Source organism: Paracoccus sp. (in: a-proteobacteria), from assembly GCF_039808215.1.
GTDB lineage: Bacteria > Pseudomonadota > Alphaproteobacteria > Rhodobacterales > Rhodobacteraceae > Paracoccus.
The window spans coordinates 66,177-83,830 of sequence record NZ_JBDHSP010000003.1 but is presented as its reverse complement, the minus strand read 5'-3'; the positions used below and the strand labels follow the sequence as shown (position 1 = coordinate 83,830).

General features: G+C 72.3%; 12 protein-coding genes. 9 read left to right on the top strand and 3 right to left on the bottom strand.

Annotated features, from left to right (window positions below):
• Positions 1-18 precede the first annotated feature (18 nt).
• From WMK75_RS02110 to WMK75_RS02070, 9 genes are read left to right on the top strand one after another with little or no spacing between them, the layout of a single operon-like run.
• Complete coding sequence (locus WMK75_RS02110; protein ID WP_347266003.1) at positions 19-741, top strand: GPW/gp25 family protein; 723 nt, start codon at positions 19-21, stop codon at positions 739-741.
• A complete protein-coding gene (gene tssF / locus WMK75_RS02105) occupies positions 741-2,591 on the top strand; it encodes a type VI secretion system baseplate subunit TssF (protein ID WP_347266002.1) in 1,851 nt (616 codons plus the stop codon). The genes WMK75_RS02110 and tssF overlap by 1 nt, the downstream gene beginning before the upstream one ends.
• Positions 2,555-3,568, top strand: coding sequence for a type VI secretion system baseplate subunit TssG (gene tssG, locus WMK75_RS02100; RefSeq protein WP_347266001.1), 1,014 nt, complete (start codon positions 2,555-2,557; stop codon positions 3,566-3,568). The genes tssF and tssG overlap by 37 nt, the downstream gene beginning before the upstream one ends.
• Positions 3,565-4,803 (top strand): type VI secretion system-associated FHA domain protein TagH, encoded by a 1,239-nt coding sequence (gene tagH / locus WMK75_RS02095; RefSeq protein ID WP_347266000.1) that lies wholly within the window; start codon positions 3,565-3,567, stop codon positions 4,801-4,803. The genes tssG and tagH overlap by 4 nt, the downstream gene beginning before the upstream one ends.
• Complete coding sequence (tssJ, locus tag WMK75_RS02090; RefSeq protein WP_347265999.1) at positions 4,800-5,270, top strand: type VI secretion system lipoprotein TssJ; 471 nt, start codon at positions 4,800-4,802, stop codon at positions 5,268-5,270. Before tagH ends, tssJ begins: the two co-directional genes overlap by 4 nt.
• A 10-nt stretch (positions 5,271-5,280) precedes the next feature.
• The gene (gene tssK / locus WMK75_RS02085; RefSeq protein WP_347265998.1) at positions 5,281-6,615 is read left to right on the top strand and encodes a type VI secretion system baseplate subunit TssK; all 1,335 of its coding nucleotides are present in this window, start codon (positions 5,281-5,283) and stop codon (positions 6,613-6,615) included.
• 9 nt (positions 6,616-6,624) lie between these two features.
• Positions 6,625-7,986, top strand: coding sequence for a type VI secretion system protein TssL, long form (tssL, locus tag WMK75_RS02080; protein WP_347265997.1), 1,362 nt, complete (start codon positions 6,625-6,627; stop codon positions 7,984-7,986).
• A complete protein-coding gene (gene tssM, locus WMK75_RS02075; RefSeq protein WP_347265996.1) occupies positions 7,983-11,513 on the top strand; it encodes a type VI secretion system membrane subunit TssM in 3,531 nt (1,176 codons plus the stop codon). The genes tssL and tssM overlap by 4 nt, the downstream gene beginning before the upstream one ends.
• Complete coding sequence (locus tag WMK75_RS02070) at positions 11,513-11,983, top strand: TagF domain-containing protein (RefSeq protein ID WP_347265995.1); 471 nt, start codon at positions 11,513-11,515, stop codon at positions 11,981-11,983. Before tssM ends, WMK75_RS02070 begins: the two co-directional genes overlap by 1 nt.
• Here WMK75_RS02070 and tssI read toward each other — a convergent pair.
• The 3 genes from tssI to WMK75_RS02055 form a co-directional block, all read right to left on the bottom strand.
• Positions 11,976-14,300, bottom strand: coding sequence for a type VI secretion system tip protein TssI/VgrG (gene tssI / locus WMK75_RS02065; RefSeq protein WP_347265994.1), 2,325 nt, complete (start codon positions 14,298-14,300; stop codon positions 11,976-11,978). The two genes, WMK75_RS02070 and tssI, sit on opposite strands and share 8 nt — an antisense overlap.
• A gap of 61 nt (positions 14,301-14,361) precedes the next feature.
• Positions 14,362-16,767, bottom strand: a complete 2,406-nt coding sequence (locus tag WMK75_RS02060) for an ImcF-related family protein (protein WP_347265993.1) — start codon at positions 16,765-16,767, stop codon at positions 14,362-14,364.
• Positions 16,743-17,654, bottom strand: coding sequence for a M15 family metallopeptidase (locus WMK75_RS02055; RefSeq protein ID WP_347265992.1), 912 nt, complete (start codon positions 17,652-17,654; stop codon positions 16,743-16,745). Before WMK75_RS02055 ends, WMK75_RS02060 begins: the two co-directional genes overlap by 25 nt.

Below are 17,654 nucleotides of genomic sequence, written 5' to 3'. Positions count from 1 at the left end.
CGCTGACAGGAGGCAGGCTTGGCCCAGGATCCGGTCACGGTCACCGCGCGGCGCGAGGCCGTGCAGCCCAGCCTCTGGGACCGGCTGGTCGACGACCTGCCGGGCCTGTCGGCCGAGATCGCCCGGCTTGAAACGGCCCTGGCCGGACAGCACGGCGCCGCGCTTGAACCGCTTCTGGCCGGCAGCGGGCGCGACACCCTGCCCACCGACCAGGCCCGCGACCTGGCGGCGCTGGCGCAGCTGCGCACCCGGCGCGCGCATCTGCAGGACAGCGGCATCCTGGTCACCCCCGATGTCCTGCGCGAGGCGGTGCGCCGCGACATCGAGGACCTGTTCGGCATCGAGCGCCTCGAGGTGCGCTATCTGCTGTCGGACTTTGAGCGCCGCGCGGCGCCGCGCGGCATTCTGGGCGGCGCCGAGGACCCGGCCGAGATGCTGGCCGATTTCCCGCAGGTGCGCGCCTCGGTGCTGAACTACGGCGTGCCGGCCTTTGCCGGACGGCGCGCCGGCGATTTCGACCACGAGGCCCTGGGGCAGGAGCTGCGCGAGGTGCTGGCGGTGTTCGAGCCGCGCCTGCGCCGCGACACCATCCGCGTCACGGTCGAGCCGGGCACCCGCGTCGGGTTGACCGTGCGCATCGAGGGGCTGCTGCTGATGGCGCCCGCGCCCGAGCGGCTGCGGCTGCTGACCACCATCGACCTTGACACCGGCATCGCCGCCACCGTGCTGGAGGAGGGCTGATGGACCGCGCCTTCCTTGCCACCTATGAGGCGGAACTGGAACATGTCCGGGTGCTGGCCGGGGAATTCGCCGCGCTGCATCCGAATGTGGCGCGCAACCTGTCGCTGGACGCCGTGCCCTGCCCCGATCCCTATGTCGAGCGGCTGCTGGAAGGCGTGGCCTTCCTTGCCGCCCGCACCCGGCTGAAGGTCGAGGCCGAGGGCCAGCGCCTTGCCGCGGGCGTGCTCGAGGCGCTCTGGCCCGATCTGGCGGCGCCCGGGCCTGCCATGGGCATGGGGGTGCTGGAACCGGGGCCGCAGGTGCAGGCCATGGTCCAGGGCCATCTGGTGCCGCGCGCCAGCCGCTTTACCGCCGCCATCCGCGAGGGGCTGGCGACGCGCGCCACCTATTCCACCGCCCAGGACGTGACGTTGTGGCCGGTGCGGCTGGCGGCGGTGGACTATCTGGCCGACCGCGGCGCGCTGGCGGCGGCGGGGCTTGGCGCGCCCGGCGCCGAGGCCGGCATCCGCGTGGTGCTGGCGGCCTCTGGGCCGGCGCCGCTGGCCGCGCTGGCGCTCGACCGGCTGGACCTGTGCTTTGCCGGCAGCCCGCGCGCGGCGCTGCTGTTCGACACCGTCTTCGGCCGCGGCCTGCCGGCGCTGGCGCGGCCGCAGCGCAGCGACGCGCGCGCCGCGGCCATCGCCGCCCCCGCCCTGGTCGGTCTGGGCGATGGTGAGGGGCTGACCCCGCGCCTGCACCCGGGCTTTGAGGGCTTTCGCCTGCTGCGCGACTATTTCCTCATGCCCGAGCGTTTCCATTTCCTGCGCCTCGACGGGCTTGCGCCGGGGCTGCGCCAATGCCCCGAGGGCTGCGCGCTCGAGATCGGTCTGCCGCTGGCGCGTCCCGAACCGCAGCTGGCAGGGCTGGCGCTGGCCGACCTGCGGCTGTTTGCGACCCCCCTCGTCAACCTGTTCGAGAAGGAATGCAATTTCGTCGAGCTTGAGGCGCGCGCCAGCGCCCATCCCGTGCATGTCGACCGCACCCGCACCCGCGACTTTGAAATCTACCGCCTGCTCAGCGTTCTGGACGCCGAACGCGAGGGCGATGCGGCGCGGCTTGCCCCCGCCCATGCGCCGCAGGCGCACCTGCGCGCCACACCGCTGTGGTGGAGCGAGCGCCGCCCGCGCCGCCCCGCCAGCGACGAGATCCGCCGCGGCGAGATGCGCAGCTCATATGCCGGCGACGATGTCTGGATCTCGGTCTCGCGCCAGGCCGAGGGGGTGCGGCGGCTCGACATCCGGGCGCTGTGCACCAATCGCGACCTGCCGCTGCTTGACGACACGCCGCAGTTGTCCCCCGAGGGCGGCGAGCCGGTACTGCGCGTCGATCTGCTGGGCCCGATGCGCCGGCCGCGACCGGCGCTGGCCGGACCGCCGCCGCAGGCGCGCGCCGGCGCCGGCGACGACCTGACCTGGCGGCTGGTGGCGCAGCTGGCCTCGGGGCATCTGTCGCTGGCCGAGCCCGGGCAGGAGGGCGCGCCGCTTGCGGCACTGCTGGCGCTTTACGCCGACCGCGGCGATCCGGCGCTGGCGCGCCACGCCCGCGCCGTGGCCGCGGTGCGCAGCCGGCCGCTGGTGGCGCGGCTCGACCTGCCCGGACCGCTGGCGCTGGCCCGCGGCACCGAGATCACCCTCGAGATCGACGAGGCGCCACTGGCCGGCGCCAGCCGCCTTTTGCTGGCGGCGCTGCTGGACCGGCTGTTCCAGCGCCATGTCTCGGTCAACGCCTTCGTGCAGACCCGCACCCGCCTTGTCCCGTCACAGGAGGAGATGTCATGGCCGATGCGCCCCGGACTTCGCCCCCGGATCTGACCGGTCTGCCCGCGGGCATCGAGGCTTTCGAGCTGATGCGCCGGCATGAGACCCGCGAGCGCCGGTTCGGCCATGCCGGCAGCCCGGCGCAGGAGCCGGCGCGGCTGGGACAGGAGCTCCGCCTCGGCCCCGCCGCCTGCGAGGTCGCGCTCTGGCGCCCGGCCAGCGACGGCCGGCCCGCCCGCATCGCGCTGGAAACCATCGGGCTTTTCGGCCCCGAAGGCCCGATGCCCCTGCACATCAGCCGCCGCATCCACGACCGGCTGTCCGAACGCTGGTTCGCGGGCGATCCGCTGTCCGAGCCGGGCGCCGACCGCGCCTTTCTCGAATTCGCCAATCTGCTGCAGCACCGGATGATGGCGCTGTTCTATCGCGCCCATGCCGAGGCGCAGCCGGCCATCGCCGCGGACCATGGCGGACGCGGCCGGCTTGCCGCCATGCTGGCGGCGCTGGCGGAATGCGGCCTGCCGGGGGTGCCGGTCGAGGATCTGCTTCTGCGCCACGCCACCGACCTGGCCAGCCAGATCCGCAACCCCGAGCGGATCGCGGCACTGGTCTCGGACCTGCTGGGGGCACCGGTCAGGCTGCGCGAATTCGCCCCCTACTGGCAGGCGATGCCGGTGCATCTGGCCAGCCGGCTGGGCCGCGCCCATGCCGGCCTGGGGCGGGGCGCCATGCTGGGGCCCAGGGTCTATCAGCCGCAGGCGCGGGCGGAACTGGTCGTCGGCCCGCTGGATCTGCCGCGTTACCGGGCGCTAATGGTGCCGGGGCCGGCGCGCGATGCCCTGCGGCGGCTGCTGCGGCTGGTCATGGGCGAGGAGATCGGCTTTGATCTGCGGCTGGTGCTGGCCGCGTCCGAGGTGCCGCCGCCGATCCTTGGCGCGGGCATGGAGCTTGGCCGCTGCGGCTGGCTGGGCGGCGCTGCGCGCGAACGCAGCGACCTGTGCCAGCCCATTGACGAAAGGCAGGCGGCATGACCGGTTTGCGCCTGACCCTGCTGTCCAGCCCGGTGCCGCAGCCGTGCCGCGAGCTGCGCCTCGAGGACGGCGCGGCGGTGCTCGGGCGCGAGTCCGATTGCGACTGGCGCCTCGAGGACCCCGAGATGTTCATCTCGCGCCATCATTGCCGCATCGAGGCGGGCGCGCTGGGCTGGCAGGTCACCGACACCAGTTCGGGCGGGCTCTATCTCGACATGGCGGCGCAGCCGCTGGGCCCGGGCGCCAGCGCGGCGCTGCGCCACGGCATGCGCTTGCGGCTGGGCGATGTGGTGCTGGGGGTCGAACTGGTCGACGCCGCGCCGCCGCCGCCTCCCGGTCCGGCGGACGCCGGGCTGGGGATCGATCCGTTCTTTGCCCCACAGGACCCGGCCCCGCCCCCGGCCCCGCGCCCGGCCGATCTGCCCGAACCCTTCGAGCGCAGCAGCGGCCGCATGGCCGCGCCCGTGCCGGTCGCGCCACCGCCGGGCTTTGACGATCCCTTCACGCTGGACCCGGCGCCGGCCGTGCCCGCCGCCCGGAAGCCGCTGCCGCAGGCTGACGACTGGAACTGGGGCCCGGCCGCCGCGCCCCCGCCCGAGCCACCGCTGCCGCCGCGCCCGACCACCTTTGCGGCGTCGTCCGAACCCGCCCCGCCCGCCTTGCCTGGCGGAGATGCGGCGGCATTCCTGCGCGGCGCCGGGCTTGATCCCGCGACCCTGGCGGCGCCGGACCTCGAGGCGCTGGGCCGGCGCTATCGCCTGCTGGCCGAGGGGCTGGCCGCGCTCCTGCAAAGCCGGGCCGAGGAAAAGGGCGCGCTGCGGCTGGCGCAGACGACTCTGGGCGCCGCGGCGGTGAACCCGCTGAAATTCCTTGCCATGCCCGAGGAACGCCTGGCGGCGCTGGTCGCCGCGCGGGGTCCGGGATATCTGGATCCCGACGCCGCCATCCTTGAGGCGCTGCGCGATCTGGCCGACCACCAGATGCGCAGCTGGCAGGGGCTGCAGGCGGCGCTGCGCCGGATGATCGACCATTTTGCCCCCGAGGCCATCGCCGCCGAACTGGCCCCGACCGGCACGCTGCGGGCGCTGGCGGCTGGCGGGCGCTCGGCCCTGCTGTGGCAAGCCTATGAGCGGCGCTGGAGCGAGATCGCCCGCGCCGCCGAGGACCGCTTTCTGGGCGAGATCGGCGCCGATTTCCGCGAGGCTTACGAAACTTCTGACCGGAGGGAGACATGACAAGCACATCCTGCATCCTTACGCGCCGCGCCACGCTGGCCGGCCTCGGCGCCATCAGCCTGCTGGCGGCCTGCGGCCCCAAGGGGCCGGGAACGGTCACGCTGGCGATCTCGGGCCAAGCGGGGGCCAATCCCGGCCCGGACGGGGCCGACCGGCCGGTGACGCTGCAGATCCTGCAGCTGCGCAGCACGGCGGCCTTCGACGCCGCGAACCCGCTGGCGCTGCAGGACCCGGCGGCAGCGCTGGGCGCCGATCTGGTCAAGGCCGAGGCGGTGACGCTGGCGCCGGGCGGCAAGGCCGACAAGACGCTGGTGCTGGACCCCACGACCGCCGCCGTCGCCGTGGTCGCGGGCTTTCGTGCCCCCTCGGGCAAGGCGGTGCGGGCGAAATCCGCTGTCGACCCGACCGGCAAGGCCGCCTTCACCGTCACCGTCGGCCCCGGTGGCGTGACCATGGCCCCGGCCTGAGGGCGCCGCGATGGGTCAGGGCAGCCGCACAGTCTGGTCCGAAGGCCTGTTCCTTCGGCCGCAGCATTTCCAGCAGCAGGATCGTCATGTCGATGCCGGGCTGCGCGGCGTGCTGCGCGCCGCCCCGCATCAGGCCTGGGGCTTTGCGGCGCTGCGGCTGGACCTTGCGGCGCTGGAGGCCGGGCAGGTGGCCCTGGCCGAGGCCGAGGGCATCCTGCCCGACGGCACCGGCTTTGCGATCCCCGCCGATGCCCCGCCGCCGGCCCCGGTGACGGTCAGCCGCGCCACGCCCGCGGGCGCGGTGCGGCTGGGCGTGGCCCCGGTGCAGGCCGGGGCGCCGGCGCTCGATCCCGCGCATCTGGACGGCGCCGGGGCGCGCTGGCGCGGCGAATGGCTGACGCTGACCGACGAGATCCGCGGCGGCACCGACCCGGTCGAGATCGAGGTGGCGCGGCTGCAGACCCGCCTGATCCTGCCCGCAGAGCCCGACAACGGCGCCGTCACCCTGCCCCTGGCCGGCATCGACGGCCTCGCCGCCGATGGCCGCGTGGTGCTGACCGAGGGCTGGCTGCCGCCGGCGCTGAACCTGGGCGCCGTGCCCTGGTATGGCGGGCTGCTGAAGGAACTGGTCACCGGGCTTGACCGCATCATCGAGGCCCAGGGCGGCATGGTGCTGGGCGGCGCGGGCCGTTCGGTCGAAAACCTGCTGATCCTGGAACTGGCCAATGCCGCGCGCCCGCGCCTGCAACATCTGCTGGCGCAGGGCATGGCGCATCCTTCGGCGCTGTTTGCCGATCTGGCGGAACTGGCGGGGCGGATGGCGACCTATGGCTCATCGACGCGCAAGCTGTCGCCCCTGCCCGATTACGACCATGCCGAGCCGCAGCCGGCCTTCGCGGCACTGGCTGACACCCTGCGCTCGCTGATCCTGTCCTTGCGCCATGTCGAGCCGAAATCCCGCGCCCTGCCGGTGGCGCGCCATGCGCCCAATGTCTGGAAGGTGCGCATCGACAATCCCGACATCCTGCGCTCCAGCCGCATCGTGCTGCGCATCGGATCCGAGATGTCGGACGAACGGCTGATGCAGCTTTTCACCCGCCAGGTCACCGTGGGCGCCGCCGAGGAATTCGAGACGCTCTGGACCTCGCGCCTGCCGGGGATCGCGCTGAAGCCGCTGCATTCGCAGCCGCGCGAGATCCCCTATGACGGCGAAAGGCTGTGCCTGGAACTGGACCGCAAGTCCGAACACTGGGCGCGGCTGCAATCGGCGCCGGGCTTCGTGCTGGGCGTCTCGGGCACGCTGGATCGCGAACCCGAGATCGACTGCTACGCGATCAGCAGATAGGGGCGGGTGATGGCCGAGCAGAACGATCCCTTCGGCCTTGGAGACCCCGGACGCACCCGCATCCGGCCCTCGGGCGCGGGCCGGCCTGCCCCGCCGCCGCAACCGCCCGGCTGGCAGCCGCCGCCCCCCGCCGCGGGCGAGATCCCGCATGCCAGGCGCGGGCGCGCCCATGCCAATCCGCTGGTCTCGGCCCATGCGACGCTGCTGGAACTGGCGCCGGAACTGGAACGCGCCACGCCGCCGGACCGGCCCGAGGCGCTGCGCGCGCGCCTGCATTCGGTGCTGATCGAGGGGCGCGACGGCGCCGTGGCCCTGGGGGTGGCGCTGACGCGCGCCGATCAGGGGACGTGGTTCGTGGCCGCGCTGCTGGACGATCTGGCGCTTAACACGCCCTGGGGCGGGCAAAGCGACTGGCCGCGCCAGCCGCTGGTCACACAACTGTCCGGAGAGGTCGATGCCGGCACGCGATTTTTTGACCGGCTGGACGGGCTGATGCGCAATCCGGTGGCCGAACGCGACCTGCTGGAACTGGCCTGGCTGTGCCTGTGCCTGGGCTTTCGCGGCAAGTATCGCGTCCAGGGCGGCGCAGGAACCGGCGCGCTGCTGGCGCTGCGCGCGCAGATCGCCCGGCTATTGCGCGACCCGGAACGCGAGGCAGCAGCCCTGGCCCCGCATGGCGCCGGTGTCGCGGCGCCGGATGTGCCCCGGCGTTTTGCCGTGCCGCTGTGGACGCTGTGGCTGGGGGCGCTGGCCTTGACGCTGGCCATCCACACCGGGCTGTCGATGCAGCTTTCCGGCCGGGCCGAGGGGCTGTTCGCCCAGGCCGCCAGCCTGCCGCCGCCCGACCGCGCGCCGATCTTTCGCCCACTGCGCCAGAGCGAGGCGCCGGTGCCGGAACTGACCGCCGATCTGGTCGATCCGCTGCTGCCCGCCTTCAAGGCCGCGGTGCCCGAGGCCCTGCGCCCGGCGCTGCAGGGGCGCGAGACGCCGGCGCTGGTGGTGCTGGTGGTGCAGGCCAGCAACCCCGAGGTGTTCCGCTCGGCCAAGGCCAGCCTGAACCCCGCCTATCAGCCGCTGCTGACGGGCATCGCGCGCACCATCAGCGAAAACGCCGCGCGCATCGGCGCCATCACCGTCACCGGCCATACCGACAATGTGCCGGTGCAGAAAAGCAATCCCTTCGCCTCGAACCAGGGCCTGTCCGAGGCCCGCGCCCAGACCGTCGCCCAGGCGCTGGTGGCCGCCGGCATCCCGGCCGAGGCGATCGTGGCCGAGGGCCGCGCCGACAGCGAACCCGTCGCCGACAACGCCACCCGCGAGGGGCGGGCAAAGAACCGCCGCATCGAGATCCGCATCGAGAAGAGGCAATGATACGCGCGATCCGTTCCCTGTTCCGTTTCCTCATCTCGCGCGGGTTCTGGACCTTCGTGGGCCTGGCGCTGCTGGCGGCGGCGATCTGGTTCTATGGGCCGCTGATCTCGATAGGCCAGGCGGCGCCCCTTGAAAGCGAGGCGGTGCGCGCGCTGTGCCTGGGCGCCATCCTGGTCTTGTGGCTGCTGATCCTGCTGCTGGGCCAGATGCGGGCGGCGCGCCGCAATCGCATGTTCGTGACCGAACTGGCCGCACCCGCAGCCGAGCCCGCGGCCCCCGACGCCGCGGCCGAGATCGGCAGCAAGTTCCACGACATCCTGGCGACGCTGGCGCGCTCGCGCCTGGGCAAGCGGCGGTTTCTGCGCGAGATGCCCTGGTATGTGATCATCGGCCCGCCCGGCACCGGCAAGACCACGGCGCTGCGCCAGTCCGGGCTGAGCTTTCCCATCGCGCTGACCGACGATCTGAAGGGCGTCGGCGGCACGCGCAACTGCGACTGGTTCTTTACCGAGACCGCGGTGCTGGTCGATACCGCCGGGCGCTATACCGAACAGGCCAGCGACCCCGAACGCGATGCCGCGGAATGGGCGGGGTTTCTTGACCTGCTGAAGAAGCACCGCGGCCGGCGGGCGCTGAACGGCGTCATCGTGGCGCTGTCTCTGGACGAATTGCTGGGACCCGAGGACGAACTGCGCGCGCATGCGCAGCGCATCCGCAAGCGCCTGACCGAATTGGGCGAGCGGCTGGGGATGCAGCTTCCGGTCTATCTGATGCTGACCAAGGCCGACCGCCTGCCCGGCTTTGAGCCCTTCTTCGGCGCGCTGACCGCGGCCGAGCGCGCCCAGGTCTGGGGCGCCACCCTGCCCGTCGATGCCCAGCCCGAACCCGAGGCGATCACTCGCGAATTGCGCGCCCTGGCCACCGTGCTCGAGGGGCGGATGGACGCGCGGCTGGCCGCGGACGCCGACCTGCCCGAACGCGCCGCAATCTTCCGCTTTCCGGCGGAATTCGCCCGCATCGAGCCGCCGCTGCGGCGGCTGATCGACTGGACCTTTGGCGAAAGCCGCTATGAGCAGGCGCCCTGGCTGCGCGGCTTCTACCTGAGTTCGGCCACGCAGGAGGGCTCGCCGCTTGACCGCATGCTGGCGGGGATGGCGGCGGGATTCGGCCTGGCGCCGGCGCCGCTGGCGCATCGGCCGATGGCCGAGCGGCGCTCGTTCTTTCTGCACGACCTGTTCGCGCAGGTGATCTTCGGCGAGGCGGGGCTGGGCCTGTTCGACCCCCGCGCCGAGGAACGCCGCATCTGGATCTGGCGCGGCACGCTGGCGGCGGCGGCGATGCTGGTGCTGGTCTCGGGGCTGGTGTTCCTGTTCAATTTCACCCGGCAGTCGGGGGCGGTGGCGGATCAAAGCCGGCTGCTGGCCGATCTTTCCGGGCAACTGGCCAATGCCGCCTCGCGGCAGGCCCCGACCGAGCCGCTGGACCTGCCGGTGGCGCTGGACGCCATGACCCGCATCGAGGCCGCGCGCACGCCGCTGCCCGGCGGGGCGCTGGCGCTGGCCGGTCCCTCGGCCGCGGCCGAGATCGCCGGCGCGAACCGGCTGGCCCATGAGCGCGGGCTGCGCAACCTGCTGGAGCCGCGCATGGTGGCGCTGCTCGAATCGACCATGTGGCGGCAGATCCGCGACCCGGATTTCCTGCTGGGCGCGCTGAAGGCCTATCAGATGCTGACCGGGCTGGGACCCTATGACCGCGACTGGCTCAAGGACTGGTGGCAGAACGTGCTGCCCGGTTTCGCCGCCGACCCGCCCTTTCCCACCGAAGCCGCGCTGGCGCTGCAGCTGGCGGCGCTGGACCGGCTGGGCGCGGACGAAACCCGCATCAAGCCCGACCCCGAACTGGTCGCGGCGGCGCTGCAGGCGGTCTGCACCGTGCCGCTGTCGGTGCGCGCCTATCGCAACCTGATGTCCGAGCCCGAGATCACCGCCCTGCCGCCCTGGATTCCCGCGGAAAAGGCCGGGCCGCTGGCCACGCAGGTGCTGACCCGGCTTTCCGGCCAGACACTGCGCCAGGGCATTCCCGGCGCGTTCACCTGGGCGGGTTTCCACGGCACGGTGCTGCCGCTGATCCCCGGCGTCGCGGATACGGCACTGAACGATCGCAAGGTCTTTGCCGGCGGCTGCGCGGAAAGCTCTGACGCCTCCTCGGCCTCGCTGCAGGCCGACATGCTGAAGCTGTACCAGGACGACTTCATCAACCAGTGGGAGGGTTTCCTGCGTGATGTGCGCCTGGCGCCGATCCCGGACCTGGCCACCGCCACCGCCAACCTCAAGGATCTGGCCAGCCCCGACAGCACCCTGCGCCGGCTCTTGGGCGCGGTGGTGGCCGAAACCGACCTGACGCGCCCGCCCGAGGGCGGCGCCGCCCCCGAGGTCAACCCCGGGGTGCTGAAAAAGCTGGCCGGCAAGCTGGGCCTTGGCAAGGCGGTCAAGGCCGGCAGCACGGTCGCCGGCGCCGTCACCCCCCGCAAAGCCGAGACCGCCCCGCCCGGCAGCGACATCGCCCGCCATTTCGCGCCGCTTAAGTCGATCATCGCCGAGGTGGACGGCAAGCCGCCGCTGATCACCGATGCCGAGACGGCGCTGGCGGCGCTGTCGAAGGAATTGCTGACCGTGCAGGCCAGCCCCGATCCGCAGGCTGCGCTGCTGGCGCGCGGGGGCTTGCCGCAACTGACGGGCGATCTGAAGAATGTCGCTGCCACCCTGCCCGATCCGGTGAACGCCTGGCTTGCCGCCATCGCCGGCGATACGATCAGCGTCACGCGCGAGGCGATCCTGGCACAGCTGAACGCGCGCTGGCGGGCGGATGTGCTGCCCTTTTGCCGGCGCGCCACTGCCGGGCGCTATCCGTTCGAGACCGGATCGGCCATCGATGTGACGGTCAGCGATTTCCAGCAGCTGTTCGGGCCGGGCGGGCTGTTTGACAAGTTCACCAATGACACGCTGGCGCCCTATGTCGATCTTTCTGTGCGGCCCTGGCGCTGGCGCGCCGATCTGGGGCTGGACGCGACGCGGCTGGCGCCGTTCCAGCAGGCGCGCACCCTGCGCGACGCGCTGTTTCCCGGCGGCGCCGGCCCGGTCATGGCCTTTACCCTGGCGCCGAAGGATCTGTCCCCCAATGCGGCGCGGGTGACGCTGGACGTGGACGGCCAGAGCCTGGTCTATTTCAACGCCGCCACGCAGCCGGTGCCGATGACCTGGCCCGGCAAGAACGGCACCAACCTGATCACCCTGAGCTTTACCCCCACCGACGGCTCGGGCGATGCGGTCAGCACCGAGACCGGGGCCTGGGCCTGGCTGCGCCTGGTGCGCCGTTCCGGTCTGACGCCCACGCCACTGCCCGAAGTCTTTGGCCTGCGCCTGGGGATCGGCCCCTATGCCGCCAGTTTCGAGCTGCGCGCCGCCTCGGTGGAAAACCCCTTCGACCTTACGATGTTCGGCGCCTTTCGCTGTCCGGACGGGTTCTGATGGCAGAGGCCGGATTCTGGGGCAAGCTGCCGGGCTGCGGCGATTTCGTCACCCGCGGCCTGCCCGAGACCTTCCGCGCGCGCTGGGACGCCTGGGCCAGCCGGCATCTGGCCGGGTGCGCGCCCTGGCCCGAAGGCGGGCTGCGGCTGCGCATCGCCGGCCCCGGCCGGGTCGCGGCAGGACTGGTCCTGCCCTCATGCGACCGCAGCGGCCGGCGCTTTCCGCTGGCGCTGTTCCTCCTGGCCGAGGCGCTGCCTGACCCCCCCGGGCTTGAGCCGTGGTGCGATGCGGCGCTGCCGCTTGCCGCCGCCGGCACCCCCGAGGCGCTGTGGCAGGCGCTGGCCGATCTGCCCGCGCCCGCCGGGGACGCAGGGCAGGACCTGCCGCTGCTGCTGTGGCGCCGGGGCGGTGCGGCCCTGCGCGCCGATCCCGACGATCCCGGCCCGGCGCTGGCGCAGATCTTCAGTTGATGTTCACCTTCGAGCCCTTGATCGTCGTCTCGCCCTTGGCGATCACGTCGATGGTGCCCGAGCCCTTGAGCGTCAGGTTCTTGCCCTCGATGGTGATGGTGCCGTCGCTTTTCATCACGATGGCCGATGAGCCGCAGGTGATGGCGATGGAATCGGCCGCGACGATGGCCAGCGCCGCGCCCACGTCCAGCGCCATCTTGCCGCCGACCTTGTGGCCTTCGTCGCCATCGACCTTGATGCCGCGCTTGCCCTTGATGCTCAGCGAGCCGTCGCCCGAGACCGCCTCGCTGTGATTGCCGGTGACAGTCACCGTCTCGTTGCCGGTGATGCTGGCCTTGCGGTTGCCGCCGACCGTCCAGGCGTCGTCGGCCGAAATGGCATGGTCCTGCCCGGCCTGGACGGTGACGCTGCGCTGGCCGACGATGGTGTTGGCCTGCATGCCGCCGACAATGCGGGTTTCGGTGGCGGCGACGCTGTCCATCCGGGCGGACTTGACAGTTACGGTCTGGGTGCCGCCGACGGTCTGGCTATGGGCACCGTCGATGGATTCCGTCGAACTGGCGGCGACATGGATCGTTTCGGTCGCGCCGACATCAAGGCTGCGGTGGCTGCCCACGGTTTCGGTATCGGTGGTGCCGATGTTGACCGTGCGGCTTTTGCCGACCTTGGTCGTCTTGTCGTTGCCGACACTTTCATGCCGGTCATGGCCCACATCCTGCTTGGCGTCGCGGATGACGTTTTCAGTCCAGTCGCGGCCGATCTTGCGGGTCTCGTCGTTCTTGATCAGCTCGTTATGGTCCTTTTGCGCCTGGAAATACACCTCCTCGGCGCCGGCCTTGTCCTCGAAGCGCAGCTCGTTCCAGCCGCCGCCGCCGGGCGAACTGCTGGATTTCCACCCCGATTGCGTGGCATTGTCGGGCAGGCCGTAGGGCGGCATCTGCTGCGCGTTATAGACCCGGCCGGTGATGATCGGCCGGTCCGGATCGCCGTCGAGGAAATCGACGATCACCTCCTGGCCGATGCGCGGGATCTGGATGAAACCCCAGCCGGCGCCGCCCCAGGTCTGGCTGACGCGGACAAAGCAGCTGGAATGCTGATCGCGCCCGCCCTGCCGGTCCCAGAAGAACTTCACCTTCACCCGCGCATATTCGTCGGTATAGATCTCGCTGCCCGCGGGCCCGACCACGACCGCCACCTGCGGGCCGCGCATCCGGTGGCGGGCATGGCGCCGCTCGGGGCGGAAGGGGATGTGCGCCGGGGCGCAGGTCAGGCTGACCCGATAGCCCACCTGATTCTCATCGGGATGGCGGTCGCGCTGGCCCGAGCGCAGCTGTTCGTCCCACATGCGATAGCGCGCGGCCAGCACCAGATGCGCCGCGTTCTCGGCCTCGCGCGGAAAGCCCGCCAACGTGAAGCGGCAGCCGGGGAACAGTTGCCGCGCCGTGCCCTCGGCGGCGACGCGTTCGAACCCCGCCTGCGCCTCCTCCAGCCGCAGCGCCGCCAGCCGGTCGCCGCGCGCCAGTTCAAGATGGCGCCCCGGATACAGATAGGCGGCCCGATGGTCGCCCGGATGGCCCTCCGGGTTGCGCCTTGCCGCCATCAGGTCCGAGGAGGGTTTGGTGAAATCGTAATCCGTCTGCGCGAAAGCTCCGATGCGCACCGCCGCGCAGGGCCGCCAGTCCGAGATGTAATCCTGCCCCTGCGAGATCTGCATCGGATCCGGTTCATAGGGCAGCCTGTCGAAGGCCCCGCAAGGTTTCATCGCCGCATTGCCGTCGCCCAGCACCAGCAGATGGCCGTCCTGCGAATGTTCGAAGAAATAGAAGATCCCCTCCTCCTCCATCAGGCGCTGGATGAAGTCGAGATCGCTTTCCTCGAACTGCACGCAATAGTCGCGGGGGGCATAGGTGGCCGTCAGCCGCTTGATGAACCCGACATCGGGATAGGCGCTCAGCACCTCGGAGATGATGTCGGGCACCGACATCTGCTGAAAGATGCGGTTGTCGGTGGCGAGGCTCGCGAACCACAGGGCCGGGCGCATCAGCAGCCGGTAGAAGGCGAAACCCTCGCGGATCTCGGCCAGGCCGAATTCGGTGATCACCCCGTCGAAATGCCGGGGGGTGGCGACGCCCTGCGCCACGGCGATATTGGCGCGCCGGCCCAGAACCGAGGTCGCCCTGATGTCAAGCAGCCAGGTCGAAACACGCAGTTCAAAGGCAAAGGGGGTGGAAACCGCCTCCTCGCCCTCCATGCTTTCGAAGGTGATATTCTCGCCCATGGCGGGAATGTCGACGGTGATCTCGCGTTGGAGTGCCATGGCTGGCTCCTGCCTGTGTGCCCGCGCGATTATGCCGCAAAAGGCGCGGATTGGCGAATGTTTACAGCACCTGCGGGCAGGTCAGGCCGTCCGCCAGCCGCCGCACCGCCAGCGGATTGGCGGCGCGGTCAAAGCCCAGTTCCAGGAATAACCGCGCACCCCCGGTGCGCAGGTCGATCAGGAAACGCTGGCCGCCGTCGCGTTCGCGCAGCCGCAAGGGCGCCAGCAGGCGCAAAAGCCCCCATGGCCCGGGTTGCGACAGGCGCGCGCTGCCCGCAGGCGTGGCAAAGCTGACCTCGACCCCGGCGGCGGGCTGCGTGCCCGGCCAGCCCAGCGCCAGCGCCGCCCCCGAGGCGCCCAGCACCCCGCCCTGCCCCCCCAGCATCAGCGTCGCCTGCCCGCGCTCGGCCAGGGCCGCGGCGCTGATCCCCGCCCCCGGCGCCAGCCCCGCCCCCACCGCCAGCGCACGCTGGAAAAAGGCGGCGCTGGCCGGGTCGATGCCGGCAAAGCGCGCCTCGGGCTTCCAGCGCCAGGGCTCGGCCTCGCGGTCCAGAAGATCGCCGGCGCGCGCCGCCAGAAAGCGTGCGATCATGCCCTGCGGCCCGATCAGCGCCGCCACCGCCGCCGGATCCGCATCCGGCCCGGGACCAAAGGGAAAGCGCCCGGCCAGCGCGGGCGCGCACAGCGGCAGCACCTCGGTCTGCCAGGCACGGGTCAGCGGATTGGTCAGCCCCTCGGCGCCTGCCTCGCCGCTTTCGGCCAGCGTGTCCTCGACCAGCCGGCCGATCAGCGGCGGCGCGTCGCGCAGGGCCCGGATCGAGCGCGCCCGCCCCTGCACCGACAAGAGCCGGCGCTGCGCATCCGCCGCGTCGCTGTCGATCGCCGCCAGCGCCACGTTCAACTCTGCAAACAGCCCCGAGATGCGGGCGATCCGGCCGGTCTCGACATATTGGATCTCGGGGCCGAAGCGCACGGCGATGGCCAGTTGCAGCGGATGCGGGCGCAGGCGGTCATTGCCGCCGACCTGTGCCCAGACCTCGGTGATCAGCGCCGCCAGAGGCGAATCCTGCCCCGAGAGCGCGCCGGTGATCAGCACCGCCCGCCGCCGGTCGTCGAAGGAACGCAGCCGCAGGTCGGACAGCCAGCCCTGCCAGCGGTCCAGCGTCGCGGATTGCAGCAGCGCCATCACCTGGTCGGGGGTGTCGATCTGCGGCTGCGGCGCGGGAACGAACAGCCGGCCCGCCATGTCGCGCGCCGCCTGCACCGCCAGCCCGGCGCCGCGATCGGCGGCAAGGTCCCAGCCGCGGGCGGTGAACAGCCCCGCAATCGGCGTAGCGATCGCCCGGCCCGAGCGGCGCTCGGCGACCTCGGCCAGGGCCGGCAGCGCCTGGTCCGGGCGCCAGGGCGGCAGGCGGGCGACCTCGGGCAGGCGGCGCAGCTCCAGGAAGGCGCGATCGGCTTCGCCGGCCTCGGCGGCCAGGGCGCGGGCCTGCGCCAGCAGTTCCGCATCCGCGGGCGGCAGCGGGGCCTGCGGGCGCTCGGCCAGCGCCAGCAGATGCGGGGCAAGCCCGGCCAGCGCCGCGTCCTGGCCGGCCCGCGCCTCGGCCCAGCCCGCCAGCCATTCCGGCTGCCAGTCCAGATTGCCAGACAGCACCGACCAGGCGCGCAGCGTGTCATAGGCGGCGGCGGGCTCGCCCTCGCCGGCCAGCGCCCGGTCCAGCGCGCGCATGATCGCCGGCGGCAACTGGCGCGCACGCGCCTCGGCCAGCACGGCGGCGGCGCGGCTGGCGGCGTCTTGGCCGGTCAGCCAGGCCAGGGGCCGCACCCTGACCCGCGCCATGCCCGCCGCCACCTGCTCCGAAGCCCGCGCCAACCGGTCCAGCCGCACGCCAAGGTCGGAAAACTCGGCATCGCGGTCCAGCCCGGCGGCAACCGCCTCGGCGGAAAAGATCCGCCACAATGCGCGATCCTGCGTCTGTTCGACCCAGACCGCCCAGCCGATGACCGCAGCCAGCCAGGCCGCGGCCAGCACCGCCATCATCCCGCCCCAGCCCGGCGGGCGCGAGCGGTCCAGCGCCAGCCGCAGCGCCTCGGCGCGGGCAAGGCAGTCGCCGACCAGCCCGCGCACCGGGTTCAGGTCCGGCCCGCCGCGGCGCAACGCCTCGGCCAGCGCCGCGTCATCCCTGGCACCCAGGCCGCGCACCGCCGCCTGCCAGCCGGGCAGCGCCGGATTGGCAGCGCCGGCATCGGTCAGCACAAGCGCCAGCGCGCCGCGCGCCAGCGCCACCGCATCCGGCGCAAGGCCGGCGCGCAGCGCGTCGCCCTCAAAGCGATCGAGCAGCACGCCGGCGTGGCGGGCAAGTGGCGCCACCGCCTCGGCCACCGCAGGCAGGCGCGCGCCGTAAGCCAGCACCGGCGCCGCCAACCGTGCAAGCGCGTCTTCTAGAGCTTCCCCTCGGCCTGCCATTTCTTCAGGGTTTCCTCGCCCACCTCGAAATGCATGGAATCCTCGCGGCTGTTATAGGCCGCGCCCCAGAACCAGCCCTCGTCGTTGAAATACTCGGCCAGGATCAGCAGCCCGAACTGCGTGCCGCCATCAGCAAAGGGGTCAAGCTGGCCCTCCAGCGTCAGGTCGATTGCCGTGCCCCAGGAATGGTTCGAGATCGCCGTGGCCGAGCCGCGGATCAGCCGCGCACACAGCGCCCCGGCAGTGCCGAGCTTGGCATGGATGTCGGGGTCCGAGGCCTTGAGCCGGTCCAGAACGCGCGCGAGGCTGTCCAGCGCCGGGCGGATCATGGTGACGGTGATCGGCCCGACCTGGCGGGTCTGCAGCAGCGATTTCAGATGCGCATTGGTCACCGGCTGGCAGTCGGTGCCATAGCTGTCGCGAGGCGGGCCCAGCAGCGCCAGCATGGTGGCGTTGCGCGGCTGGGTGATGCCCTTGTTGAAGCGGGTCTTGGCCAGCTTCATCTGCTCGGTCAGCGCCTCGGTGGCGGGCGGGGTCTCGAAATCCTCGGCATCGGTGCCGGGGGGTGGGGTGGCGATGACCGGCGCCACCGGTGCGCGATTGGCCAGCAGGCTGAGCTCGTCGCGCAGCTGCGCAAGATCGGCGCGCAGCCCCTGGCGCTCGCCCCGCGCCGCGTCCAGATCCGCGCGCAGCCCCGCCATCTCGCCTTCCAGCCGCGACAGCCGCAGTTCGGTGCCCTGATCGGCGCTGTCCAGCAGCCAGGTGGCGACGGCAAATGCGATGGCGCCCAGCACCACGCCGATGGCGACGATGATCGGCGCCGCCAGGGCGCCCGCAGCACGCGGCGCATGCAAGGGGCGCGGCGGCGACGGCGGGTGTCGGGCCAT